This is a genomic window from Streptococcus hillyeri (genome assembly GCF_003686955.1).
Lineage (GTDB): Bacteria > Bacillota > Bacilli > Lactobacillales > Streptococcaceae > Streptococcus > Streptococcus hillyeri.
The window spans coordinates 23,876-47,692 of the sequence record NZ_RCVM01000016.1 but is presented as its reverse complement, the minus strand read 5'-3'; the positions used below and the strand labels follow the sequence as shown (position 1 = coordinate 47,692).

General features: G+C 41.1%; 25 protein-coding genes. 24 read left to right on the top strand and 1 reads right to left on the bottom strand.

The window, feature by feature from the left end:
• Positions 1 to 293: 293 nt before the first annotated feature.
• From EAF07_RS07910 to EAF07_RS07835, 16 genes are all read left to right on the top strand, one after another.
• On the top strand, positions 294 to 737 hold the full coding sequence (locus tag EAF07_RS07910) for a MarR family winged helix-turn-helix transcriptional regulator (RefSeq protein ID WP_121836038.1): 444 nt from the start codon (positions 294 to 296) through the stop codon (positions 735 to 737).
• A 64-nt stretch (positions 738 to 801) separates the two neighbouring features.
• Positions 802 to 2,304, top strand: a complete 1,503-nt coding sequence (locus EAF07_RS07905; RefSeq protein ID WP_121836037.1) for an ABC transporter ATP-binding protein — start codon at positions 802 to 804, stop codon at positions 2,302 to 2,304.
• Between the two features lies 1 nt (position 2,305).
• Complete coding sequence (locus EAF07_RS07900; protein WP_121836036.1) at positions 2,306 to 4,090, top strand: ABC transporter ATP-binding protein; 1,785 nt, start codon at positions 2,306 to 2,308, stop codon at positions 4,088 to 4,090.
• Positions 4,091 to 4,104: 14 nt separating this feature from the next.
• A complete protein-coding gene (locus EAF07_RS07895; protein ID WP_121836035.1) occupies positions 4,105 to 5,187 on the top strand; it encodes an ABC transporter permease in 1,083 nt (360 codons plus the stop codon).
• A complete protein-coding gene (locus tag EAF07_RS07890) occupies positions 5,187 to 5,861 on the top strand; it encodes an ABC transporter ATP-binding protein (protein ID WP_121836034.1) in 675 nt (224 codons plus the stop codon). The genes EAF07_RS07895 and EAF07_RS07890 overlap by 1 nt, the downstream gene beginning before the upstream one ends.
• Before the next feature lie 89 nt (positions 5,862 to 5,950).
• Positions 5,951 to 6,394: a dUTP diphosphatase gene (locus EAF07_RS07885; protein WP_121836033.1), complete on the top strand. Its 444-nt coding sequence runs from the start codon at positions 5,951 to 5,953 to the stop codon at positions 6,392 to 6,394.
• Between the two features lie 2 nt (positions 6,395 to 6,396).
• Positions 6,397 to 7,758 carry a DNA repair protein RadA gene (gene radA, locus EAF07_RS07880; protein WP_121836032.1) on the top strand — a complete coding sequence of 454 codons (1,362 nt, stop codon included), beginning with the start codon at positions 6,397 to 6,399 and terminating at the stop codon, positions 7,756 to 7,758.
• Positions 7,759 to 7,888: 130 nt separating this feature from the next.
• Positions 7,889 to 8,602 (top strand): TIGR00266 family protein, encoded by a 714-nt coding sequence (locus EAF07_RS07875; protein ID WP_121836031.1) that lies wholly within the window; start codon positions 7,889 to 7,891, stop codon positions 8,600 to 8,602.
• 24 nt (positions 8,603 to 8,626) lie between these two features.
• Positions 8,627 to 8,932 (top strand): bacteriocin immunity protein, encoded by a 306-nt coding sequence (locus EAF07_RS07870; protein WP_121836030.1) that lies wholly within the window; start codon positions 8,627 to 8,629, stop codon positions 8,930 to 8,932.
• 137 nt (positions 8,933 to 9,069) lie between these two features.
• A complete protein-coding gene (locus tag EAF07_RS07865; protein WP_121836029.1) occupies positions 9,070 to 9,513 on the top strand; it encodes a LytTR family DNA-binding domain-containing protein in 444 nt (147 codons plus the stop codon).
• Positions 9,514 to 9,519: 6 nt separating this feature from the next.
• Positions 9,520 to 10,182: a LiaF transmembrane domain-containing protein gene (locus tag EAF07_RS07860; protein WP_121836028.1), complete on the top strand. Its 663-nt coding sequence runs from the start codon at positions 9,520 to 9,522 to the stop codon at positions 10,180 to 10,182.
• Between the two features lie 82 nt (positions 10,183 to 10,264).
• Positions 10,265 to 10,966 carry an AzlC family ABC transporter permease gene (locus EAF07_RS07855; protein ID WP_121836027.1) on the top strand — a complete coding sequence of 234 codons (702 nt, stop codon included), beginning with the start codon at positions 10,265 to 10,267 and terminating at the stop codon, positions 10,964 to 10,966.
• Positions 10,959 to 11,282 (top strand): AzlD domain-containing protein, encoded by a 324-nt coding sequence (locus EAF07_RS07850; protein WP_121836026.1) that lies wholly within the window; start codon positions 10,959 to 10,961, stop codon positions 11,280 to 11,282. The genes EAF07_RS07855 and EAF07_RS07850 overlap by 8 nt, the downstream gene beginning before the upstream one ends.
• Before the next feature lie 15 nt (positions 11,283 to 11,297).
• Positions 11,298 to 12,323 carry a threonine aldolase family protein gene (locus EAF07_RS07845; RefSeq protein WP_121836025.1) on the top strand — a complete coding sequence of 342 codons (1,026 nt, stop codon included), beginning with the start codon at positions 11,298 to 11,300 and terminating at the stop codon, positions 12,321 to 12,323.
• Positions 12,324 to 12,336: 13 nt separating this feature from the next.
• Positions 12,337 to 13,479: an MFS transporter gene (locus EAF07_RS07840; RefSeq protein WP_121836024.1), complete on the top strand. Its 1,143-nt coding sequence runs from the start codon at positions 12,337 to 12,339 to the stop codon at positions 13,477 to 13,479.
• 253 nt (positions 13,480 to 13,732) lie between these two features.
• Positions 13,733 to 16,492: a G5 domain-containing protein gene (locus EAF07_RS07835; RefSeq protein ID WP_121836023.1), complete on the top strand. Its 2,760-nt coding sequence runs from the start codon at positions 13,733 to 13,735 to the stop codon at positions 16,490 to 16,492.
• A gap of 189 nt (positions 16,493 to 16,681) precedes the next feature.
• Here the strand turns inward: EAF07_RS07835 and EAF07_RS07830 are convergent, their stop codons facing one another.
• Complete coding sequence (locus EAF07_RS07830) at positions 16,682 to 17,158, bottom strand: NUDIX hydrolase (RefSeq protein WP_121836022.1); 477 nt, start codon at positions 17,156 to 17,158, stop codon at positions 16,682 to 16,684.
• Positions 17,159 to 17,386: 228 nt separating this feature from the next.
• On the opposite strand from EAF07_RS07830, the gene rsgA reads away from it, so the two are divergent.
• From rsgA to rpsI, 8 genes are all read left to right on the top strand, one after another.
• The gene (rsgA, locus tag EAF07_RS07825; RefSeq protein ID WP_121836021.1) at positions 17,387 to 18,259 is read left to right on the top strand and encodes a ribosome small subunit-dependent GTPase A; all 873 of its coding nucleotides are present in this window, start codon (positions 17,387 to 17,389) and stop codon (positions 18,257 to 18,259) included.
• A gap of 7 nt (positions 18,260 to 18,266) precedes the next feature.
• Positions 18,267 to 18,929 (top strand): ribulose-phosphate 3-epimerase, encoded by a 663-nt coding sequence (gene rpe, locus EAF07_RS07820; RefSeq protein ID WP_121836020.1) that lies wholly within the window; start codon positions 18,267 to 18,269, stop codon positions 18,927 to 18,929.
• The gene (locus EAF07_RS07815) at positions 18,922 to 19,566 is read left to right on the top strand and encodes a thiamine diphosphokinase (protein ID WP_121836019.1); all 645 of its coding nucleotides are present in this window, start codon (positions 18,922 to 18,924) and stop codon (positions 19,564 to 19,566) included. The genes rpe and EAF07_RS07815 overlap by 8 nt, the downstream gene beginning before the upstream one ends.
• Positions 19,563 to 20,792: a DNA recombination protein RmuC gene (locus EAF07_RS07810; protein WP_121836018.1), complete on the top strand. Its 1,230-nt coding sequence runs from the start codon at positions 19,563 to 19,565 to the stop codon at positions 20,790 to 20,792. The genes EAF07_RS07815 and EAF07_RS07810 overlap by 4 nt, the downstream gene beginning before the upstream one ends.
• A 76-nt stretch (positions 20,793 to 20,868) precedes the next feature.
• The gene (locus EAF07_RS07805) at positions 20,869 to 21,807 is read left to right on the top strand and encodes a 3'-5' exoribonuclease YhaM family protein (RefSeq protein ID WP_121836040.1); all 939 of its coding nucleotides are present in this window, start codon (positions 20,869 to 20,871) and stop codon (positions 21,805 to 21,807) included.
• Between the two features lie 127 nt (positions 21,808 to 21,934).
• Positions 21,935 to 22,750, top strand: coding sequence for a pur operon repressor (gene purR, locus EAF07_RS07800; RefSeq protein WP_121836017.1), 816 nt, complete (start codon positions 21,935 to 21,937; stop codon positions 22,748 to 22,750).
• Positions 22,751 to 22,919: 169 nt separating this feature from the next.
• On the top strand, positions 22,920 to 23,366 hold the full coding sequence (rplM, locus tag EAF07_RS07795) for a 50S ribosomal protein L13 (protein ID WP_024381069.1): 447 nt from the start codon (positions 22,920 to 22,922) through the stop codon (positions 23,364 to 23,366).
• Positions 23,367 to 23,387: 21 nt separating this feature from the next.
• Positions 23,388 to 23,780: a 30S ribosomal protein S9 gene (gene rpsI, locus EAF07_RS07790; RefSeq protein WP_012516324.1), complete on the top strand. Its 393-nt coding sequence runs from the start codon at positions 23,388 to 23,390 to the stop codon at positions 23,778 to 23,780.
• Positions 23,781 to 23,817: the final 37 nt, after the last annotated feature.

The following is a 23,817-nucleotide window of genomic DNA, read 5'->3' as shown; positions in this document are numbered from 1 at the left end:
GCAATAAAATCAACCATTATAAAAACCAGTGGAACTTACCCTGACACGGATTTCCACTGGTTGTTAGAGGTTTTATCAGATTAACTTCCACTTTAACAGACGGTGGAAGTTAGTTTGGGAATTTAGCTATTTAGCTTTATTTTATTGGTGGTTTTCTGAAAATAGCAGAGCATTTTCTTGACAATGGTTCTCATGCGAACTATAATAGTTTCTGTGAGAATTATATTTTATAAGAAAGGAGTACGAAAAAGCACGTCTGAACTTAATAGATAGTCAGGCATGGAAGTGATATTATGGGACATTTTATTTCTGATATTCGTAATGTACTTAACCAACTGGAGCAGGTTTGTGAAGATATTGCGAAGGAAAAAGGTATCGAACATTTAGCTGGTCCACAAGGATGGGCTCTGATTTATTTGCATCGTTGCAGCGATCAAGAAATATTTGTTAAAGATATTGAAAAAGAATTGAAAATCTCAAAATCTGTGGCCAGTAATTTAGTGAAAAGGATGGAAAAAAATGGATTTATTGAGATTATTCCCTCTAAAATAGATAAACGCTATAAACAAGTTGTCTTGACTGTACTTGGTAGAGATAAGGTTGGGCATTTAGGAGAATTTCATCAGGAATTGCACAACTCTTTATTTCAAAATATTGAAAGAGAAGATTTTAAAACAGTTTTGCAATGGGCTGAGCAATTAAAAGTTAATATTGAGAATTATAAAAACCAAAGGTAAAACAATCTATGGGGAGATGATTGCTTAATTAAAATTGAAAATAGGAGAGATTAGGAGAGATTAAATGATAAAAGAAGCACTTTTACGTTATAAATGGTATGCGTTGGGGTCGATTTTATTGGTAACGACTGTGGTGGTAACGACTTTGTTACAGCCGAGCTACCTCAAAGAAGTTTTGACGGCTGTCTTGATGAATGATCAGGCTGAGATTTTCCGTGTTGGGAAATGGCTCTTAGTGATTGCAGGAGTGGGGCTTTTAGCGGGAATGTGTAATACGATTGTTGCTGCTAAAATCGCACAAGGGGTTTCAGCTGATGTTCGTGAACAAACTTTCCGAAAAATACAGAGCTTTTCTTATGCCAATATTGAAGAGTTTAATGCGGGGAACTTGGTTGTTCGTATGACCAATGATGTCACTCAAATTCAAAACTTGATCATGATGAGTTTTACAGTCCTTTTGCGTGTGCCTTTACTTTTCATTGGTGCCTTTTTTATGGCAGTTAGAACGCTCCCTGAATTATGGTGGATGATTATTGTTATGGTTGTCGTGATTGCTAGTATTATGGCTATTGTGATGAAACATATGGGACCACGTTTTGGGAAATTCCAAGTTTTTATGGATAAAATGAATGGGATTGCCAAGGAAAATCTTCGGGGCATCCGTGTGGTAAAATCGTTTGTTCAAGAACGTGAGCAATATGCTAAATTTAAAGAGACGTCAAATGATTTGTTAGACCTTAACCTGTTTATTGGTTATGGTTTCTCAATCCTTCAACCGGTTATGATGTTTGTCTCATTCATGGCTATTTTTACGTCACTTTACTTGGTGTCTGGTATGGTGGAAGATAATCTTGAGGTTGTTGGAGGCTTCACTTCTTTCATGAGTTACTTGATGCAAATCATGTTTTCAATTATTATGACAAGTTTCATGGGAATGAATGCAGCTCGTGCGGCAATCTCTATTAAGCGTATCAATGAGATTTTGGAAACAGAGCCTGCCATGACCTTTGTGGATACCCCTGATGAGGACTTGGCTGGTAACATTGTGTTTGATAATGTTAGTTTTACCTATCCGCATGATACTGAGCCAACGCTCAAGAATATTTCATTTGAAATTGAATCCGGTCAGATGGTTGGTGTCGTCGGTGCAACAGGTGCTGGTAAGTCAACCTTAGCACAACTGATTCCGCGTTTGTTTGACCCTCAAGAAGGGACGGTTTCAATTGGCGGACGTGATTTGAAAGCAGTGAATCAAAAAACACTTCGTCAGACCGTGTCCATTGCACGTGGTGTCATTGGTAATCCGAAGGTCTTAGTATTGGACGATTCCACATCAGCCCTTGATGCTAAGTCTGAGAAATTGGTACAAGAAGCCTTGAACCATGACCTTAAAGGAACAACAACTGTCATCATTGCTCAAAAAATTTCATCTGTGGTGAAAGCAGATAAGATTTTGGTCTTGGATGAAGGTCGTCTGATTGGTGAGGGTACTCATGCTGAGTTAGTGGCAAACAATGCTGTTTACCGTGAGATTTATGAGACACAAAAAGGAAAGGAAGAGGACTAAAATGAAAACGGCACGATTTTTCTGGTTTTATTTTAAACGGTACAAATTATCCTTTGTCATCATTTTTGCAGCCATTATTGCAGCAACCTATTTACAAGTAAAAACCCCAGTCTTATTAGGAGATGCGATTGCTGAGCTAGGAAAAATTGGACAAGAATATCTCATCGCTAAGCAGATGGGACAAACAGGAGCGAACCCTGATGTTGCTGACTTTAATGGTGTGATGTCAAAACTTTTCATGGCCTATGTCGCAACGGTTGTAGCAAATTTGATTTATAGCTTACTGTTAACACGTATTGTGGCGCATTCGACAAACCGTATGCGTAAAGGGCTTTTTGGAAAATTAGAACGCTTGACCATTGCCTTTTTTGACCGCCACAAGGATGGTGACATCCTATCTCGTTTTACCAGTGACTTGGACAATATTCAAAACGCTTTTAACCAATCTATGGTGCAGATTTTGTCAAATGGGGCGCTCTACATTGGGATGGTGTGGATGATGTTCCGTCAAGATACACGTCTTGCCTGGGTGACGATTGCTTCAACACCAGTGGCTTTGTTGGCTCTAGTGATTATCATCCGTATGGCTCGTAAATACACTAACCTACAACAAGCAGCAGTTTCGAAACTCAATGCTTATATGGACGAGAAGATTTCGGGTCAAAAAGCGATTATCGTTCAAGGTGTCCAAGAAGAAACCATTGATGGCTTTGTAGAATTGAATGAAGAAGTGCGCCGCACTACCTTTAAAGGTCGTCTCTTTGGTGGAATCATGTTCCCATTTATGAACGGAATGAGCTTGGTAAATACAGCTATTGTCATTTTTGCGGGATCTAATATTGTTTTAAACGATAGCTCAATGGATACAGCGGTAGCACTTGGTCTTGTCGTAACCTTTGTTCAATATTCACAACAATATTACCAACCAATGATGCAGATTGCGTCAAGCTGGGCAGAGTTGCAGCTTGCCTTCACAGGTGCTCATCGTGTGCAAGAAATGTTTGATGAGCCTGAAGAAATCCGTCCACAAAATGCCCCTAAGTTTACTGAACTTAAAGAAGGTGTGGAAATCAAGAACATTGACTTTGGTTACCTACCTGGTCAAAAAGTCTTGGACAATGTGACTATCTCAGCACCAAAAGGTAAAATGATTGCGGTTGTTGGTCCAACAGGTTCTGGTAAAACCACCATCATGAACTTGATTAACCGTTTCTACGATGTCAACGCAGGTTCAATTACCTTTGATGGTCGTGATATTCGTGAGTATGATTTGGATAGCCTTCGTGAAAAAGTTGGGATTGTGTTGCAGGAGTCAGTTCTCTTCTCAGGTACTATTGCGGATAATATCCGTTTTGGTAATGAGGCGATTTCTCAAGAAATGGTGGAAACAGCTGCGCGTGCGACTCACATTCATGATTTTATCATGAGTTTGCCAGAAGGCTATGACACTTATGTTACAGATGATGAAAATGTCTTCTCGACAGGTCAGAAACAATTGATTTCGATTGCTCGTACCTTGTTGACTGATCCACAGGTCTTGATTTTGGATGAAGCAACGTCAAATGTGGATACGGTAACAGAAGCGAAAATTCAAAATGCCATGGAAGCCATTATTGCAGGGCGTACAAGCTTTGTCATTGCTCACCGTTTGAAAACTATCTTGAATGCGGATGAAATTATTGTCTTGAAAGATGGTAAGGTGCTTGAACAAGGAAACCACCACGAACTCCTCAAACAAAAAGGATTCTACTCTGAACTTTATCACAATCAATTTGTATTTGAATAAGAAAGTGTGTTGATATGTCTTACACTCTAAAAGAATTACTTTTTTTCAAAAAGAAATATCTCTTGGTTGAAGGTCTTGTTATTCTCATGATTTTCATGGTCATGTTTTTATCAGGTTTGACCAATGGTCTCCGTCGTTTTGTTAGTGCGGGTATTGAAAACATGCCAGCAACTCACTTTATCTTGACAGAGGAAGCAGAAGGGATTATTCCTTTCTCGCATCTCTCAGCCGATCAAATCACGGCTATTAAGGACAAGTCTTTTGATGATACGGAAGAATTGGCTATTCAACGTAGTCAAGTAACAACTGATAGTGATGAAAAGGTTGACGTGACCTACTTTGTCTTGGAAGATGGCAGTGAATTTGCTCCTGAAATCATTGAGGGGAAAGCCCTTGCCAAGGAGAATGAGATTGTCTTAGATCAGCGTTTTCAAGCTGATGATGTCAAAATTGGTGATGTTGTTCTTGATAAGAATGGGAAAACTAAGCTGACAGTTGTTGGATTTACTAAGGGAGCTATGTATGGTCATACAGGAATTGGTTACATTAGTCAAAAAACTTACGACAATTTGATAACTGTTGATAATCCTAAATTTGCTTGGGCTCCTCAGGCTTTTGTGACAAGTGATGAAGCAGCAGCTGATTTAGACTTGGACAAGGTTGATGTCTGGTCAAAAGAAGAGTTAATTGAAAAAATTCCAGGTTATGCAGCAGAGCAAGGAACGCTTAGCATGATTACTTGGGTCTTGGTAGTTGCCTCAGCTGCTATTCTAGCGGTTTTCTTCTATATCATCAGTCTTGATAAGCGCCAGCAATTTGGTGTATTAAAAGCACTTGGTATGGGTATGGGAAACTTGGCTGGTCAACAGTTATTCCAAGTTTTTATTCTAGCTTTGGTAGGTGTCCTTGTTGGAGATGCGCTAACCCTTGGTCTGGCTAGTGTTTTACCAGTAAAAATGCCATTTTATCTCAATGTATTAGATATGGGAATCTTGTCAGTTACCTTCATTGCTGTCACAGTAGTAGCAAGTCTCTTATCTGTCAGTCGTATTGCTAAGATTGACCCGATTGATATTATCAATGGAGGTGAAGCCTAATGACGAAACCACTTGTTTTAAAAAATATTACTAAAGCTTACCAAGATGGTAAGGAAAAACGTGTTATCTTAGACGGTGTTAATTTGGAGCTAGAAAAGGGAGAAATCATTGCGATTCTAGGTCCTTCTGGTTCTGGAAAAAGTACCTTGCTTTCTATTATCGGTTGCCTCTTGTCAGCTGATGGCGGTGAGCTCCACTTAGGAGGTGACTTAGTGACAGCTAAGAATGCTAAAGAGTGGACTAAACGCCGTCGGGATTACCTTGGTTTTATTTTCCAAAATCATCACCTTCTGCCTTACCTATCCATCATGGATCAGCTAAAAATGGTCGCTAAGATGACTAAATCGTCTGCCAGTGAATCTGATTTACTAGCCTTGCTGACAGAATTGGGCATTGCAGATTGTGCCAATAGCTATCCAAAAGATATGTCTGGTGGTCAGAAACAACGCGCAGCGATTGCCAGAGCTTTCGTGGGAAATCCCTCCCTTATCCTAGCTGATGAGCCAACAGCCAGTCTTGATGAAGAGCGTGGCCGTCAAATTGCTGAGCTTCTTAGAAAAGAAGTCAAAGTCAAACAAACCGCAGCTATCCTAGTCACCCATGACGAACGTATTTTGGATGTGGTGGATAACATTTACCGTCTGAAAAATGGTAAATTGGTGCTAGAAGAGTAATTTGAAAAAACGTCACGAAAGTGGCGTTTTTGCTTTTCAAAGACGAATATTTTATAATAGAAAGGCATTAATGATAGAAAAGAGAAAATATGAAGATTCGTGGATTTGAATTGATTTCAACAGAAACTAACCAAGATTTGTTGCCAAAACGTGAGACGGCTCATGCGGCTGGCTATGATTTGAAAGCGTCCGTGAGAACGGAGATTGCACCAGGTGAGATTGTCCTCGTACCAACAGGTGTCAAGGCCTACATGCAGCCGACAGAGGTGCTTTACCTCTATGACCGTTCGTCTAATCCTCGTAAAAAAGGGCTTGTACTGATTAACTCAGTAGGGGTCATTGATGGGGATTATTATGGCAATGAGGCTAATGAGGGGCATATTTTTGCTCAGATGAAAAACATTACTGATGAGACGGTGGTTGTTGAAGTGGGTGAACGCATTGTCCAAGGGGTCTTTGCTCCGTTTTTATTAGTAGATGGTGATGAAGCTACTGGTCAGCGTACCGGTGGTTTTGGTAGCACAGGGAAATAAGTATGGCTAAGAAAAAATCAAATTTTATCTGTCAGGAGTGTGGCTACCATTCTCCTAAATATTTAGGGCGCTGCCCGAATTGTTCCGCTTGGACCTCCTTTGTTGAAGAAGTGGAAGTGGCTGAGGTTAAAAATGCCCGCGTCAGCTTGACGGGTGAGAAAACCAAACCGACAAAACTCAAAGATGTTAGCTCTATCAACTACGCTCGTACCAAGACTGATATGGATGAGTTCAACCGTGTCCTTGGGGGCGGTGTCGTTCCTGGAAGTCTTGTCCTTATTGGTGGTGACCCTGGTATCGGGAAATCAACGCTTCTTCTCCAAGTTTCAACTCAGTTAGCCAATAAAGGGACGGTTTTATACGTTTCTGGGGAAGAATCGGCAGAGCAGATTAAGCTGCGAAGTGAACGTCTAGGGGATATCGACAATGAATTTTACCTCTATGCGGAGACCAATATGCAGAGCATCCGCGCGGAAATTGAAAAAATTCAGCCAGATTTTCTGATTATTGACTCCATTCAAACGATTATGAGTCCAGAGGTATCTAGCGTGCAAGGATCTGTGTCTCAGGTTCGAGAAGTAACTGCTGAACTCATGCAGTTGGCTAAAACCAATAATATTGCGACCTTTATCGTGGGTCATGTGACAAAGGAAGGTACTTTAGCTGGACCTCGTATGTTGGAACACATGGTGGATACGGTTCTTTATTTTGAAGGGGAGCGTCACCATACCTTCCGTATCTTGCGAGCGGTCAAAAATCGTTTTGGCTCAACCAATGAAATCGGTATTTTTGAAATGCAGTCAGGTGGGCTAGTTGAAGTCCTTAATCCTAGTCAGGTCTTCTTGGAAGAACGTTTAGATGGTGCGACAGGCTCTGCGATTGTCGTGACGATGGAGGGAACGCGTCCTATCTTGGCAGAGGTGCAAGCCCTCGTAACACCAACTGTTTTTGGAAATGCCAAGCGGACGACTACAGGTCTTGATTTTAATCGTGTTAGCCTAATTATGGCAGTTTTAGAAAAAAGAGCAGGGCTTCTTTTGCAAAATCAGGACGCTTACCTCAAGTCTGCTGGTGGGGTTAAATTGGATGAACCAGCCATCGACCTTGCAGTAGCGGTAGCCATTGCCTCTAGTTACAAAGAAAAACCAACCAATCCCCAAGATGCCTTTATCGGTGAGATTGGATTAACTGGGGAAATCCGCCGTGTCACGCGCATTGAGCAACGAATTAACGAGGCGGCAAAACTAGGGTTTACCAAGGTTTATGCTCCTAAAAATTCTTTGCAAGGCATTGAAGTACCAAACGGTATTGAGGTCATCGGTGTCATGACCGTCGGAGAAGTCTTGAAAAAAGTGTTTGGATAACCGTATGTCAGCCTCAGTTAAGGCTGATTTTTTGTTTTTCTTTGACAGTGATTTAAAAATATAATATAATTGTTCTAAACAAACGATACAAATAAATAGCTCTGCTATTTGCAAAAGGAAGAGGTTTGATATGGATAATCGGATGAAATTTACAATTGATAGCAATATGCAGTTTCCTTTAGTTGAAATTGCCTTGGAAGCTGGTGAATCTGCCTATATTCAACAAGGAAGCATGGTTTACCATACACCTAGTGTGTCATTGAACACTCGCTTAAATGGGCGTGGTTCAGGTCTGGGTAAATTGGTCGGAGCACTTGGACGATCAATGGTATCTGGTGAGTCAATGTTTATCACTCAGGCGGTATCTAATGGTGCTAACGGGAAATTGGCCCTTGCGCCATCAACTCCAGGTCAAGTGATTGCTTTGGAACTTGGTGCGAAACAATATCGTCTTAATGATGGTGCCTTTCTTGCTCTTGATGGCTCTGCCCATTATAAAATGGAACGCCAATCTGTTGGCCGTGCCTTATTTGGAGGTCAAGGTGGACTCTTTGTTATGACGACTGAAGGTGAAGGAACCCTCCTTGCTAATAGTTTTGGTTCTATTAAAAAGCTTGTTTTAAATGGAGAAAGTATCACGATTGACAATGCCCATGTCGTGGCTTGGAGCCGTGATCTTGATTATGATATTCACCTTGAAAATGGTTTTATGCAGTCTATCGGTACAGGTGAGGGTGTGGTTAATACCTTTTCTGGCTATGGTGAAATTTATATTCAAAGCCTCAATTTACAACAATTTGCTGAACAGTTGAAAAGTTATATTATCACAGGAAATAATTCATAATAATCTAGAAAGAGGTTGTATAGGATGACAAATTATCAGGATGCTATAGAGTTGTTGTACAATGCTCTTTTGGACAAAGAAGTTGCCAAGGATAAGGAACTCTATCAAGTGTGTTTAGATGCAAAAGCTGATTTAGATAAAAATGAACCGGAAAATTTTATTTTTAGTAAATTAGGTCAAAGTTTGTCGTGGTATCTAATGGCACATAAATATGATGCCCCTAAAACGATTACGGATTTAGCAAATGCCAGTCAAAAAATATTACAAAAATATAGAGGAACAATTGCTACAACACAAATACTAGGTGGTTTGTTTGGTGGTCAATCTTAATAAACATAGAAGGACTCAAGGAAACTTGGGTTCTTTTTTGAACCACTTAATGCTTAAAACGAACTACTTACTGAAAAGCTCTTGTTTTTCAACGTCAGCTTGTTATAATGAGACTATCAAAAGGGGAGGAGTAGGAGATGAAAATCACGATTGAATTGGATGACAGTTTGACCGATGCGGAAGTGATTATCCGTACGCCTAAGTTATCAGCTGAGATTGAGCAAATGCAGCAACTGCTCAGCCAGTTGACAAGGCCTCCGCTAATCTTTTATAAAGGCAACAGTGAGTATTTTATTGATGTAGGAGACATTCTCTTCTTTGAGACTGATGGTGGTAAGATTTACGGGCATACCAAAGATAATGCCTATGAAGTCAAGCTAAAATTGTACGAGCTGGAAGACTATCTGCCTAACTATTTTTGTCGCATTGCAAAGGCCAGTATTGCCAATACACGCAAGATTTATTCTCTTGATAAATCCTTTTCAGGGAGCATGATACGGTTTTACGATAGTCATAAGCAAGTCTATGTCTCACGGCATTACTATCACTTATTAAAAGAAAAATTACAAGAAATGAGGTAAGGAAAAATGAGAGTAAAACATCATATTTTTTGGGGCTTGGTACTATTAGCACTAGCAGGTGGCGTACTGTTTCACAATGCCTTACCTCAATTGGGGTTGCCGCTATGGAAATTGATTATCGTGATGTTGTTTGCTATTGATGGCATAGATGATTTGTGGCAAAAAAAATTAATAGGAAGTTACATTGATTTTTCTCTTGTCTTTATCGTCTTAAATAGTGAATATCAATGGCTAGATGCTGGTTTTTGGACCATGTGCTTTGCTTGGTTACTTTCTTATTTAGGAATTCGACTATTATTTAAACCTTTTCGCAAGCAAGTTTTTTATAATAGTGAGGGAAAGCGCCAAAGACTAGTGGGAAAAAGTTTGGGCTCTTCTGTCCGTTATATTAAGGATGAGTATTTTGACAATGGCAGTGCGGACGTGGCTTTTGGTGATGCAACAATTTATTTTAACGATGCAAAAATAGTGGGAGAAAGGGCTACTTTTACAGTTGATGCAGCTTTTTCAGCGATTACCCTCTATGTCCCGCAAACATGGGCAGTAGATGTCAAGGGTGACTCAGTCTTTAGTACAGTGGACTATCAACCTCAAAATGTTGTGACAGATAAAACACTAGTTGTTAAAGCAGACATGGCATTTAGTAGTCTCAAGATTAATTTTATTTAGCGCCATTATGATGGCTTGGTCCTTTCCAAGCCTTTTTCTTTGTGGTAAAATAATCAGAACTACAGAGAAATGAGGAGAGCGGATGAAAGGACAGGACTTACGGTTGGGAGTGCGTGCTGCCATCCCTACCATGTTGGGCTACCTATCCATAGGGATAGCCTTTGGTATCGTAGCGAGCGAAACGGGATTAAGTCCCTTGGAGACCTTATTAACCAGTGTTTTCATTTATTCGGGATCTGGGCAGTTTGTGCTTTGTGCGCTTTTGTTGGCAAAGGCAGAGCTGTCTAGCATTGCCCTAACGGTGTTTCTCACTAATCTTCGTCACTTTTTGATGAATTTACACACGGCAACCTTGTTTCCTAAAGCAAGCTTATGGCAACAGCTACTGATTGGTTCCTTTATGACAGATGAAAGTTACGGTGTCCTGCTTGGGGCAGAGCTGAAAAATGGGTTAACCACAGTCAGTCCGACCTGGATGTACGGCAATAATTTTGCCAGTTATTTTGTTTGGTGCCTGTCAACCGTTTTAGGAGCTGTTCTTGGGAATCTCCTCCCTAATCCAGCAGCATTAGGCATTGATTTTGCTCTGATAGCCATGTTTGTAGCGATTTTTACAGGTCAGCTGACTAGTCTAGCTAAGCGATTACCGCTTAAGAAAATCGGTGTGCTTCTGGCTGTGGTGACAGTGACTTATTTGGCGTCGTCAATGGTGATAACAGGTTCTCTAGCGGTGCTGTTAGCAACGGTGACGGCTTGTACAGTGGGGGTGATGATTGATGACTAATACCTATCTTTTATTAGCGATTGGCTTAGCAACTCTGGTGACTTGGGTTCCGAGGGTTCTCCCCTATGCTTTAGTGCGTGTGGTGACTTTACCAGAAAAGCTGATTAAATTTTTTAATTACCTACCAGTTTCAATCATTTTTGCTCTGCTATTGTCCAGTGTCTTCACGGTGGAAGTAGGGAGTTTACCACAGGTCAAATGGGCAGAGCTGATAGCTGTCCTACCGACTTTTGCCATTATGTTACGCACTAAAAATGTTATGGTCACCGTAGTGGTCGGCTGTATCTGCATGGCAGTGCTGCGACTAGTGTTTTAGGAAAAAGGAGAAACGATGTTACATTTTGAAAATGACTACAACGAAGGTGCGCACCCTGAGTTATTAAAAGCCTTGATTGAAACGAATGACGAAAATTTGGCAGGTTATGGCATGGATAGCTACACCCAGCGTGCAGCTGACAAGATTCGTGAAACCTGCGGCTGTCCTCAGGCACAGATCCAGTTTGTGACAGGTGGGACGCAGACCAATCAATTGGTGATCAATAGCTTGCTCAAGTCTTACGAAGGGGTCATTGCGGCTGAGACAGGGCATGTTGCCACCCATGAAGCAGGTGCTATTGAGTTTTCTGGGCACAAAGTATTGACCCTGCCACACGATGCTGGTAAGTTGAAAGCAGATGATGTGGCACAGTACCTGGCGGATTTTTACGCTGATGGCAATCACGAACACATGGTCTTTCCAGGCATGGTTTATATTTCTCATCCGACTGAGTATGGCACCCTCTATAACCATGAGGAGCTGGCTGCCTTGGTGAAGGTTTGCCGTTCTTATGATATTCCCTTATTTATGGACGGTGCACGCCTAGGTTATGCTTTGGGAAGTTCTTCGTCTGATTTGTCTTTGGAAACAATAGCAGAGCTCTGCGATGTTTTTTACATCGGTGGAACAAAACTTGGGGCCCTAGCTGGTGAAGCCATCGTTTTCACGAAAAATAATATGCCCAAACACTTCACAGCTATTGTGAAACAACACGGTGCTCTGGTGGCTAAAGGTCGTATTTTCGGTGTCCAATTTGACCGTTTCTTTACAGATAATCTCTATGAGAAAATTGGGCGAGAGGCAGTTGGCTATGCCGAACAACTCAAAACCATACTCAAAGAAAAAGGTTATCGTTTCTATCTTGAAAGCCCGACCAATCAGCAGTTCTTAATCGTCGCAAATGACAAGCTAACAGAACTAGGTCAGTCAGTGGTTTACAGTTTCTGGGAAAAATATGATGAAAACCATACGGTCATTCGTCTAGCGACCAGCTGGTCGACGACCCAAGCTGACATAGATGCTATTGCCCAAGTTTTATAAGAAAAGGAATGACATGTTAAAAAAGATTAGTTTATTAGGTTTGTCCTTCATGCTTGTGACCCCATTTGCCGTATCATCAGCTCTGCCAGCTATGTTGAAACATTATCAAGCACAGGGCTATACTGCTTCACAAGTGGAACAGCTTTTTTCCCTATCGTCAATGATGATTCTGGTTGTCTTACTGCTGAATCCAATTTTACGTCGGATTCCTGAGCGCGTGGCGATTATACTAGGGTTGTTGTTGATTAGTTTTGGTGGTACCCTACCTGTTTTTAATCAAGCCTATGTGGTCTTGTTTGTCTCACGCTTGGTGTTGGGGGCTGGGGTTGGTCTCATCAATGCGCATGCCATTAACATCATTAGCCACCATTACCAAGGTGATGAAAAAACCAAGGTATTGGGGTTACGTGGGTCATCAGAGGTTTTGGGTTCTGCTAGTATGACTCTTCTAGCAGGTCAACTTCTGGCTTTTGGTTGGTCGAAAGCCTATCTCATTTATGTCTTTGGGTTAATCATGCTGGCGCTATATCTGATGTTTGTTCCGAAAACACCAGAAGTTGCTGAAACGCATCAACAAGAGACAAAAGAAAAGCTGACTGGTAAGCAATTAGCTTATCTTGTTAGTTTAGCTGCCTATGCAGGTTTTATTATCTTAGTTAATACCGCTAATATGCTACGCATTCCCCTAGTTGTTGAACAATTAGACATGGGAACAGCTACCCAGTCTAGTTTTATCCTCACCTTAATGATGCTGATGGGTATTCTTTCAGGTTTAGTCTTTAGTCAGATTCTCCATGTTGTTAATAAATGGTTTTCACCGCTAGTTCCCCTTATCTTTGGTCTGGGAATGTTCCTGCTTTGGCAAGCCCAATCCCTATGGTTATTAGGAGTAGGTGCAGTTCTGACTGGCTTTGTTTATAGCCTAGGTGTTACCTTTGTCTTTCATAAGGTCTCCGAAAACTTCCCTATCAACCAGCTCAGCACAGCCACAACAATTGTCTTACTCGGCTGTAATCTTGGAGGTGGTGGCGCAGCCTTTGCCCTTCAAGCGGCATCAATCATTAATTCAGAAGTAAATTTTGCCTTCTTCTTATTTGGTGTTTTAACTATTCTTCTAGGAGTAGGATTGCTCGTTCCAGCGCTTGTTAAAAAATAACATAATAGTAGATAGACGCAATATTAACATTTTGAGGACCGAACGGGTTCTCTTTTTTGTATTTTGTCAGTATAATGTTTGATGTTGGAAGCTTTTGTAGTTATAACCTTTATTAGATAATCCGAATGTTATATCGTAAGTTAACTAATCATATGGCTAAAAAATGTGCATTTTTCGAACGAATTGTTTTCAATAAGTGTTTGTCATATGGTATAATTGGAATGAAATAATTTAAGGCTGTGGGAGGCTATTTATGAAAAAAGAAAAAAATTCAATGAATTGGTATCGACTGAGACAGCGCTTTTCTTTGCGTAAATACCATTTTGGTGTAGCATCTGTGGTGTTGGGAGCTAGCATTATCTTAGGAACTAGTGTAACAGTTCAAGCGAATACTCAAACCGCACCGGTTGCAGAGGCGCGTGCAGAGGCAGGAAATGTCGTAACGGTTGATAATTCAAGTGATTTTGTACGAGAATGGAATCAGGCAGGCGATAAGACAATTGATTTGAATGCTACGGGGTATAAAAATGCTGTAACAGAAGGAATGGTTCAAAATTCTACCTTGAATAATACTGCTATAACAACAGTACAGGGGAATAATCAAGATCTTACCTTAAGAGGGGTAAGTATTGATAACCAAAAAGATTTAACGATAAAAAACACAAAAATTAATATAGTAGCAGACACAGGATTAGCGAATCCTTCTATTACCTCATCAGGAAATCTTACTTTAGACGGTGTAACGACCTCGGGAACAGTAAAACCTGACCTAAAAGTCACTAGCGGAACAGCAACAGTTACAAACGGAACAAGTGAAACAAAATTTAATCATGTGACAGTTTCTGACGGTGCAACCTTAACTTTGGAAGGTAAGCAAATTGATGCTAAATTAGTCAAAGCTACTGATAATGCGAAAGTTATTTCGGATTCTACAGGAGTAGATGAGTATCAAGGTGGAGATTTGACACTAAAAAATCTTGTAGGTGAAGTGAAAACTACAGAGGTTAAAAAGTTATCCTTGGCTGGCAATAGTAATGTCACTTTACAGGCTGGTTCTACGATTACTGATAAATTAGAAGTACCTGCAGGAACTATCTTGAACATAGGAGATAATCAATTAACAGTTAAGGAATTGTTAGGAACCGGTAAGATTATCATGAGCCCAGCAGGAACTTTAAACATTGGAACGTTGAAAGAGGCTATCAATGTAGAAATTAAGAACAACACTGCTAATTGGGCACCTAATGATAAGAAAGCATATGTAGTTGTGACAACTCCAGAGGCAACACCTGTGGTAACAGGAAGTCCCACACCAGCAGGTGAAATAATTGTACAAGATGGCAATTCTTGGAAGCTTGAAGAAGAAAAAGGTATAGATATAACCGAATTAGAAAATCTTGTGAATGAGGCGTATGATTCAATAGCAATTTCAGAAAAATTAAAAACTGCATCACCTGAATTAGTTGATAGATACAATGAAGTATTTGAAAAAGCAGATGAAGTGTTAAATACTGCGACTTCTCAATCTGAAATCAATGCCGCATTAGAAGCATTAAAACAAACAATCATAGAGCTTGGTGTTTATAAGGAAGAACCTATTGTAACGATAAAAGAAATTCCTTTTAATATCATCTATAAGGCAGATGCAACATCGGCGAATCCTGCTGGAACTAAGTCTGTAGAGACAGTTGGTCAACTAGGTGAGGAAGAAATTACAACTGTTGATGGTAAGGAAATCAGCCGCCGTACGATTACTCCGAAAGTTAATGAAGTTGTTTTGGTTAGTGTTAAGCCAACAGAGGTTCGTTCGACTATTAATTTTAATCGTATCTATGAAAAAGATGATAATCTCGAAGCAGGACGTCTAGTAACGGTTACCTCAGGTATCAAAGGCGTAAAACGCACTATTACTAAATACAGTGTCGATGAAAAAACGGGAGATTTGATTGCTCTAGCGCCTGAGGAAGTGATTACTCCTGCTAGAACAGAACGTATCAAAGTTGGCACAAAACCAACGGAAGAACGTAAAGAAGTAGCGTATGAGACTATCGAAATCACAGATCCAGAACTTCCAAAAGGTGAACGTCGAGTTGATGTTACAGGTCAAGTGGGTGTAGAACTTACTGTGACAACCTATGACATTAATCCACAGACAGGTGAATTAATTGAAAATCCAGCGACAACAAAACTTGAAAAGGCACCTCTCCCTGAAAAAGTACGTATTGGTTCAAAAGAAGTTGTAGCAGAACCAACAGTAGAGGTATCGAAGGGCTCCGGTTTGACTCAAGACGCGAAACCATATCTAGAAGTTCCAGTCATAACAAGTAAGGGCCGAGGTCTAGTTCAAGACGAGAAACCCGAATTAGAAGTTCCTGAAATTACAAGTAAAGGTCCTGGTCTGACGCAAGATGCGAAGCCAGAGTTAGAAGTTCCAGGAATTACAAGTAAAGGTCCTGGTCTGACGCAAGATGCGAAACCAGAACTAGAAGTTCCAGGAATTACAAGTAAAGGTCCTGGACTGACGCAAGATGCGAAACCAGAATTGGAAGTTCCAGCAATTACAAGCAAAGGTTCAGGTCTGACACAAGACGTCAAACCAGAGTTAGAAGTTCCAGCAATTACAAGCAAAGGTTCAAGTCTGACGCAAGATGCAAAACCAGAACTAGAAGTTCCAGCAATTACAAGCAAAGGTTCAGGTCTGACGCAAGATGTGAAACCAGAATTGGAAATTCCGGCAATTACAAGTAAAGGATCAAAGCTAACGCAAGCACCTAAAGCAGAGGCTCCCCTCTCAGAAAGCACAGAGACTTCTAATGTTACGACAATGGCATTAGCTACTCAATCTAAAGCTATTTCGACTTCTCAGAAGGTGGCGCAAAAGCAAACAAAAGCAGTGCTACCAAAAACAGGGGAAGAGGAACAAAACTATTTCATGTTATTGGGTGGATTGTTTACGACTCTTGCAATGGCAGGGATTTGGATTTCTGATAAACGTCAAAACATGAATGATTAAGCCAGTTGAGATTCTTACGTTTACTTGAAGTTTAGATGAAAAGTTATGTGAGAGAATGTCAGTTTGAAAATCGTCAAAAAAGTCATCAATTGATGGCTTTTTTTGTATGCAAAAAGCTCTATAATCACCAGAGTGGATCTACCCACTACAGAAATTATAGAGCCCAACTTTAACAATTAGGGATGTCTCTTATTCGACCTCAGTTCGTAGTGTCAGTCCATCTGGCAAGTTGAAAATCTCTGTTTTGAGAAACTTAGGATAGAAATAAAGGTCTTTTAAGGTGTGAAAATCTAGCCATTCAAAGGTATGGGTGCGACTTCCTTCGGTTGATTGAAAGGTTTGTCCGAGTTCTGTTAGGTGACTCGTTGCGACATCTACTAGAAAATAAAGACAGACTTCGTGAAACCTAACCTGCTCCACATCTTCTGTAAAGAAACCTTGGTTAAGCCACAAAGAGCGAACAATCTCAGCTGTTATTCCTAATTCTTCGTAGACTTCTCTTATAAGGGCACCTTCAGCACGTTCACCCATCTGAATTCGCCCACCTGGTAAAAAGTAGTAAGGTGATTTGTCATCTTTCATAGCTAAGAGTTTGTTATCGTTGATAATAACCGCGCAGGCACGGAAATTAAATTTTCCTTCTGAAGTCATAAAGCTAATGTCCATAGGTTTCTCCTCAAGATTTATTTGTGTTCATTATAACATTTTTGAGAGGTTTATAATTAGTGAAGTAAATGATGACATCAGAAGAAAAGAGTAGTTGCTTTTCGGATAGCACTAATTACATTGGTTATTCACGAATTATAGATGGCTTTTTATCTCGGTTAGTTTGTTTCTAGGTTTTTAGCATATTTTTTGGTAAAATAGAAGTATCAAACCCTATAAGGAGTTCATTTGCAAGGAAGAATTATCAAGTCCTTGGCAGGTTTTTACTATGTCGAGGCAGACGGACAAGTTTATCAGACCCGAGCGCGGGGAAATTTTCGTAAAAAAGGGCAGACCCCTTACGTAGGAGATTTTGTCGAATTTTCAGCAGAGGAGCAGTCAGAAGGCTACATCCTAGCTATCGATGAGCGTAAAAACAGCTTGGTGCGCCCTCCGATTGTCAACATTGATCAGGCAGTGGTCATCATGAGTGCCAAGGAGCCAGATTTTAACAGCAACCTTTTGGATCGATTTCTAGTGCTTCTAGAGCATAAAAACATTCGTCCTATCGTTTATATTTCCAAGTTGGATTTGTTACATAGCAGAGCAGAGATGGATACCATTCGAGCTCACTATGAAGCGATTGGTTATGAATTTTGTTACTCTCAGGAAGAATTGTTGCCGCATTTAGCCAATAAGGTGACGGTCTTTATGGGACAAACAGGTGTCGGCAAGTCCACCCTGCTTAATAAAATCGCTCCAGAATTAGCTCTTGAAACGGGTGAGATTTCTGATAGCCTGGGACGCGGTCGTCACACCACACGCGCTGTCAGCCTGTACAATGTTTATGGTGGTAAAATTGCTGATACCCCAGGTTTTTCATCACTAGACTACGAAGTCTCAACAGCTGAAGAATTGAACGCAGCCTTTCCAGAATTAAAAGATATCAGCCAAGGCTGCAAATTTCGCACCTGCACGCATACCCATGAGCCATCTTGCGCTGTGAAAGAAGCGCTTGAATCAGGTCAGCTTTGGCAAGTGCGCTATGATAACTATCTTCAATTTCTAAGTGAAATTGAAAACCGCCGTGAAGTTTATAAAAAAGTCATCAAAAGAAAGTAGGATTGTCATGTCAACTTATAAAATTGCCCCATCTATTCTTGCTGCAGACTATGCTAATTTTGCCAGTGAATTGCGCCGTATCGAAGAAACCAGTGCCGAATACGTTCACATCGACATCATGGACGGTCAATTTGTGCCAAATATCAGCTTCGGAGCAGATGTGGTCGCTAGTATGCGCAAGCACAGCAAATTGGTTTTTGATGTGCATTTGATGGTGGTTAACCCTGAACGTTATGTTGACGCCTATGCTCAGGCAGGTGCAGATATCATGACTATTCATACCGAATCTACTATCCATATTCATGGTGCCCTTCAAAAGATTAAAGCAGCAGGAATGAAGGCGGGTGTGGTTATCAACCCTGGGACGCCAGTTGAAGCCTTGGTGCCAGTTATTGACTTAGTTGACCAAGTTCTTATCATGACGGTCAACCCAGGCTTTGGCGGACAAGCCTTTATCCCAGAGTGCTTGGATAAAGTTGCTGCTGTTGCTAAACTTCGTGACGAAAAAGGCTTAAGCTTTGACATTGAAGTGGATGGCGGTGTGGATAATCAGACCATCAAAGCCTGTGCAGACGCTGGTGCTAATGTCTTTGTGGCGGGTTCTTACCTCTTTAGAGCTAGCGACCTACCAGCCCAAGTGCAAACCTTGAGGGACGCCTTAGATGCCTAGAATTGCCCTATTTGCAGGAGGAGACTTGTCCAACCTCCCTTCTCTGTCTCACTTTGACCTTTACGTTGGCGTTGACAGGGGGTGTCTCTTTCTTTTGGAACAAAGGCTGCCGCTAGATTGGGCAGTTGGGGATTTTGACTCAGTAACGATTTCTGAGCGTGAGAAGATTTCAGCTGTCGCAGGGCAAATGTATCAGTCTCCTTCTGAAAAAGATGACACAGATACAGAATTAGCCTTAAAACGCCTTTTTGCAACCTATCCAGAAGCAGAAGTGACCGTGTTTGGAGCTTTTGGAGGACGAATTGACCACCTACTGTCTAACCTCTTTTTACCAAGTGACCCTGAGTTGAGTCCTTTTATGACGCAAATCAATCTAGTAGACGCACAAAATCATGTCACCTACCAACCAGCTGGTCAGCACCGCATTTTTCTTCAAGAAGGAAAAACCTATGTGTCGTTTCTAGTCGAGGGTGAGGGGGACTTGCAGATTTTAGGTGCCAAATATGATTTAACCCCAGCCAATTTTTTTACCAAAAAAATTTATTCTAGCAATGAGTTTCTCTCAGGTCCGATTGAAATTAGCCTGAGTGACGGTTATGTGGTCGTGATGCAGACCAAAGATAGGAGGGCGAGATGACCGTAATGATACTGATAATAGCTCTCCTTAGTCTGGGAATCACAGCCCTGCTCTGGTTCAAAATTATTGATTTACAGGAACAATTGTCCAGAAAATTGGATGATAATGCTGATAATCTCTCTGACCAGATTGGCTATCAGTTAGAAACCTCTCGTAAGGAGCAGGAATTGGCGCTTGCCAAGCAAATCAATCTCTTACAAGAGCAACTCTACCAGCAATTTTCGACCAACCGTGACCGCTCAGATCAGATGCTTGAGAAAATCAATCAAAATCTGAGCCGGTCAGTGAAAGACATGCAGACTTCCAATGAAAAACGCCTTGATCAGATGCGTCAGACAGTGGAAGAAAAGTTAGAGCAAACCCTTCAAACTCGTCTACAAGCCTCTTTCGAGACCGTTTCAAAACAATTGGAGTCAGTTAACCAAGGCTTGGGAGAAATGAAATCCGTTGCTCAAGATGTCGGTAGCTTGAGTAAGGTCTTATCAAATACCAAAACGCGTGGTATTCTAGGTGAAATCCAACTAGGACAAATTATTGAAGACATTATGACGACCAGCCAGTATGAGCGAGAATTTGCCACTGTCTCAGGATCGACAGAGCGTGTTGAGTATGCGATTAAGCTACCGGGAACCAATCAAGGGGACTATGTCTACCTTCCGATTGATTCCAAGTTTCCTCTGGAAGATTACTACCGTTTGGAAGAGGCCTATGAAACAGGAGACAAGGAAGAAATTGAGCGCTACCGCAAATCCTTGTTGGCAAGTATCAAACGTTTTGCCAAAGATATCCAAAGCAAATACCTTAATCCACCAGAAACAACTAATTTTGGGATTATGTTTTTACCAACAGAGGGGCTTTATTCCGAAGTGGTTCGCCACGCAGCCTTCTTTGATTCCCTGCGCCGTGAAGAGCATATCGTGATTGCAGGTCCATCAACCATTTCAGCTCTGCTTAACTCCTTATCAGTTGGCTTTAAAACCCTTAATATCCAAAAAAATGCTGACGATATCAGCAAGATTTTGGGAAATGTCAAAGGAGAATTCGGCAAATTTGGTGGCATGTTACAAAAGGCTCAAAAACAATTGAGCACAGCAAGTAAGACGGTTGATAGTTTGTTGACCACACGCACCAATGCCATTATCAAGGCACTGAATACAGTAGAAACTTACCAAGATAGTGCCACTCAAAGTCTGTTAAACCTCCCTATTTCAGAAGAAGATGAGTAAGACAGACATCGGTAACGAGACCTTCATCCAAGGCGTAGGAGAAATCACCCGACTCACATAGAAAGATAGATTTATGATGAAAATTAACCAAATGAAACAGGACCAGCTATTTGAAGGGTTCTACTTAATCAAATCTGCCGAGGTCCGCAAGACCCGTGCAGGGAAAGATTACATCGCCTTTACTTTCCAAGATGACAGTGGCGAAATTTCAGGAAACCTCTGGGATGCCCAACCTTACAACGTGGAAGAGTTTACAGCAGGAAAGGTTGTCTTTATGAAAGGACGACGGGAAGTTTATAATGGAACACCCCAGGTGAATCAAATTAGCCTACGCAATCCTAGAGAGGGAGAGCCTTCAGACCCATCTGAGTTCAAGGAAAAACCACCGGTGAAAGCAAGTGATGTCAAGGATTATTTAGAACAGGTCATGTTCCGCATTGAAAATGCCACCTGGCAGAGGATTGTTAGAAATCTCTACCGCAAATACGATAAAGAGTTCTACCTCTACCCAGCAGCCAAAACCAACCACCATGCTTTTGAGACAGGGCTTGCGTATCATACAGCGACCATGGTTCGTCTAGCGGATGCCATTGGTGATGTCTATCCAGATCTTAATAAGAGCCTGCTCTTTGCTGGCATTATGCTTCACGATTTGGCAAAAGTCATTGAGCTGTCAGGTCCTGATAATACGGAATACACCGTGAGAGGTAACTTAATCGGTCATATCGCCTTGATTAATGAAGAAATTACAAAGGCAATAGCAGAGCTAAACATTGATGATAGCAAAGAAGAAGTTACCGTGCTTCGCCACGTAATTTTAAGCCACCACGGACAATTGGAATACGGAAGCCCTGTGCGTCCACGTATCATGGAAGCTGAAATCCTTCATATGATTGATAACATCGATGCTGAAATGATGATGATGACCACTGCCCTAAGCCGTGTGTCAGAAGGTGAAATGACCAGCAAAATTTTTGCAATGGACAATCGTTCTTTCTACAAGCTAAAATATTGAGTGAATGAGACAGATAATCTCTAAAATAGATAAAAAGCGAGCATTACAACATTAAAATGTTCGCTTTTTATACGGTTTATGGTATAATATTTTTATTATATTATTAAATGAGAGAAGAGTAACCATTATGAAATTACGTAGAAGTGAGCGTATGGTAGTGATTTCTAACTACCTTATCAATAACCCTTATATTCTAACCAGTTTAAATACCTTTGCAGAAAAATACGAAGCTGCAAAATCATCTATTTCTGAGGATATTTCGATTATCAAAAAAGCTTTTGAAGAGGCAGGAATTGGACACATTGATACGGTGACAGGAGCTAGTGGTGGAGTTATCTTCACACCCGGTATCGCAGAAGCAGAAGCGCGTGCTATTGTTGAGGAGCTTTGCAGCAGCCTCTCTGAAAGTGACCGTATTCTTCCAGGTGGCTATATCTATCTAACAGACCTTCTAAGCACACCTTCTATCTTGCAAAATGTCGGTCGTATCATTGCAAATGCCTTTTGTGGAGAGAAGATTGATGCCGTTATGACTGTTGCGACCAAAGGGGTTCCTTTGGCAAATGCTGTTGCAAACGTCTTGAATGTTCCTTTTGTCATTGTTCGTCGTGACCTTAAAATCACAGAAGGGTCTACAGTCTCTGTCAACTATGTGTCAGGATCAAGTGACCGTATTGAAAAAATGTTCCTATCTAAGCGCAGCTTGAAACCAAACAGCCGCGTCCTCATCGTCGATGACTTCCTCAAAGGCGGAGGAACTATTACAGGGATGACAAGTCTCTTGAATGAATTTGACTCAACCCTTGTTGGTGTTGCAGTCTTTGCAGACAACACGCAAGAAACTCGCGAAAGCTTTGCATATAAATCACTTCTCAGTGTTTCAGAAATTGATGTTAAAAATAACAAGGTCACTGTGGAAGTCGGAAATATTTTTGATGCATAATGTTAAAAATAGGCTCAAAGTACTTGCTTTGAGTCTCATTTTTTGGTAAGATATTAGACGGTATTGTTTACCCCATTTGAAAGGCCCCGGAACCTTCCAAATACCTTTGGTGGGACGGAACACCCACCGCACTTGTAAACAAATAATCGAACTATATATAGGAGAAATCATGAACAAAACAACTTTTATGGCTAAACCAGGCCAAGTTGAACGTAAATGGTACGTAGTAGACGCTACTGATGTGCCACTTGGACGTCTTTCTGCAGTAGTTGCTAGCGTACTTCGCGGAAAAAACAAACCAACTTTCACACCACACACTGATACAGGTGACTTCGTAATCGTTATTAACGCTGAAAAAGTTAAATTAACTGGTAAAAAAGCAACTGATAAAGTTTACTACACTCACTCACTTCACCCAGGTGGTTTGAAATCAATCACAGCTGGTGAATTGCGTTCTAAAAACGCTGTTCGCTTGATTGAAAAATCAGTTAAAGGCATGCTTCCACACAACACTCTTGGACGTGCACAAGGTATGAAATTGAAAGTCTTCGTTGGCGGTGAGCACACTCACGCAGCACAACAACCAGAAGTACTTGATATCTCAGGACTTATCTAAGAGGAAAGGAGCATCTAAATAATGGCACAAGCACAATATGCAGGTACTGGCCGTCGTAAAAACGCTGTTGCACGCGTTCGTTTGGTTCCAGGTACTGGTAAAATCACTGTAAACAAAAAAGATGTAGAAGAGTACATCCCACACGCAGACTTACGTCTTGTTATCAACCAACCATTCGCAGTTACTTCAACTGAAGGTTCATACGACGTTTTCGTTAACGTTGTAGGAGGTGGTTACGCAGGTCAATCAGGAGCTATCCGTCACGGTATCGCTCGCGCATTGCTTCAAGTAGACCCAGACTTCCGCGACTCATTGAAACGCGCTGGTCTTCTTACACGTGACGCACGTATGGTTGAACGTAAAAAACCAGGTCTTAAGAAAGCTCGTAAAGCTTCACAATTCTCAAAACGTTAATATCAGCGATATATCAACGTTTCAAGGCACTCAAGAG

What these genes read in the sequence shown, in the direction of transcription:
- EAF07_RS07860 (WP_121836028.1), top strand. Translation starts at nt 9,520, where the DNA reads ATGAGAGTAAAACATCATATTTTTTGGGGCTTGGTACTATTAGCACTA.
- EAF07_RS07845 (WP_121836025.1), top strand. Translation starts at nt 11,298, where the DNA reads ATGTTACATTTTGAAAATGACTACAACGAAGGTGCGCACCCTGAGTTA.
- EAF07_RS07885 (WP_121836033.1), top strand. Translation starts at nt 5,951, where the DNA reads ATGAAGATTCGTGGATTTGAATTGATTTCAACAGAAACTAACCAAGAT.
- EAF07_RS07810 (WP_121836018.1), top strand. Translation starts at nt 19,563, where the DNA reads ATGACCGTAATGATACTGATAATAGCTCTCCTTAGTCTGGGAATCACA.
- EAF07_RS07900 (WP_121836036.1), top strand. Translation starts at nt 2,306, where the DNA reads ATGAAAACGGCACGATTTTTCTGGTTTTATTTTAAACGGTACAAATTA.
- EAF07_RS07840 (WP_121836024.1), top strand. Translation starts at nt 12,337, where the DNA reads ATGTTAAAAAAGATTAGTTTATTAGGTTTGTCCTTCATGCTTGTGACC.
- EAF07_RS07835 (WP_121836023.1), top strand. Translation starts at nt 13,733, where the DNA reads ATGAAAAAAGAAAAAAATTCAATGAATTGGTATCGACTGAGACAGCGC.
- EAF07_RS07905 (WP_121836037.1), top strand. Translation starts at nt 802, where the DNA reads ATGATAAAAGAAGCACTTTTACGTTATAAATGGTATGCGTTGGGGTCG.
- purR (WP_121836017.1), top strand. Translation starts at nt 21,935, where the DNA reads ATGAAATTACGTAGAAGTGAGCGTATGGTAGTGATTTCTAACTACCTT.
- EAF07_RS07815 (WP_121836019.1), top strand. Translation starts at nt 18,922, where the DNA reads ATGCCTAGAATTGCCCTATTTGCAGGAGGAGACTTGTCCAACCTCCCT.
- EAF07_RS07850 (WP_121836026.1), top strand. Translation starts at nt 10,959, where the DNA reads ATGACTAATACCTATCTTTTATTAGCGATTGGCTTAGCAACTCTGGTG.
- EAF07_RS07890 (WP_121836034.1), top strand. Translation starts at nt 5,187, where the DNA reads ATGACGAAACCACTTGTTTTAAAAAATATTACTAAAGCTTACCAAGAT.
- EAF07_RS07895 (WP_121836035.1), top strand. Translation starts at nt 4,105, where the DNA reads ATGTCTTACACTCTAAAAGAATTACTTTTTTTCAAAAAGAAATATCTC.
- EAF07_RS07855 (WP_121836027.1), top strand. Translation starts at nt 10,265, where the DNA reads ATGAAAGGACAGGACTTACGGTTGGGAGTGCGTGCTGCCATCCCTACC.
- EAF07_RS07865 (WP_121836029.1), top strand. Translation starts at nt 9,070, where the DNA reads ATGAAAATCACGATTGAATTGGATGACAGTTTGACCGATGCGGAAGTG.
- rpsI (WP_012516324.1), top strand. Translation starts at nt 23,388, where the DNA reads ATGGCACAAGCACAATATGCAGGTACTGGCCGTCGTAAAAACGCTGTT.
- EAF07_RS07910 (WP_121836038.1), top strand. Translation starts at nt 294, where the DNA reads ATGGGACATTTTATTTCTGATATTCGTAATGTACTTAACCAACTGGAG.
- radA (WP_121836032.1), top strand. Translation starts at nt 6,397, where the DNA reads ATGGCTAAGAAAAAATCAAATTTTATCTGTCAGGAGTGTGGCTACCAT.
- EAF07_RS07805 (WP_121836040.1), top strand. Translation starts at nt 20,869, where the DNA reads ATGAAAATTAACCAAATGAAACAGGACCAGCTATTTGAAGGGTTCTAC.
- rpe (WP_121836020.1), top strand. Translation starts at nt 18,267, where the DNA reads ATGTCAACTTATAAAATTGCCCCATCTATTCTTGCTGCAGACTATGCT.
- EAF07_RS07830 (WP_121836022.1), bottom strand. Translation starts at nt 17,158, where the DNA reads ATGGACATTAGCTTTATGACTTCAGAAGGAAAATTTAATTTCCGTGCC.
- EAF07_RS07870 (WP_121836030.1), top strand. Translation starts at nt 8,627, where the DNA reads ATGACAAATTATCAGGATGCTATAGAGTTGTTGTACAATGCTCTTTTG.
- EAF07_RS07875 (WP_121836031.1), top strand. Translation starts at nt 7,889, where the DNA reads ATGGATAATCGGATGAAATTTACAATTGATAGCAATATGCAGTTTCCT.
- rplM (WP_024381069.1), top strand. Translation starts at nt 22,920, where the DNA reads ATGAACAAAACAACTTTTATGGCTAAACCAGGCCAAGTTGAACGTAAA.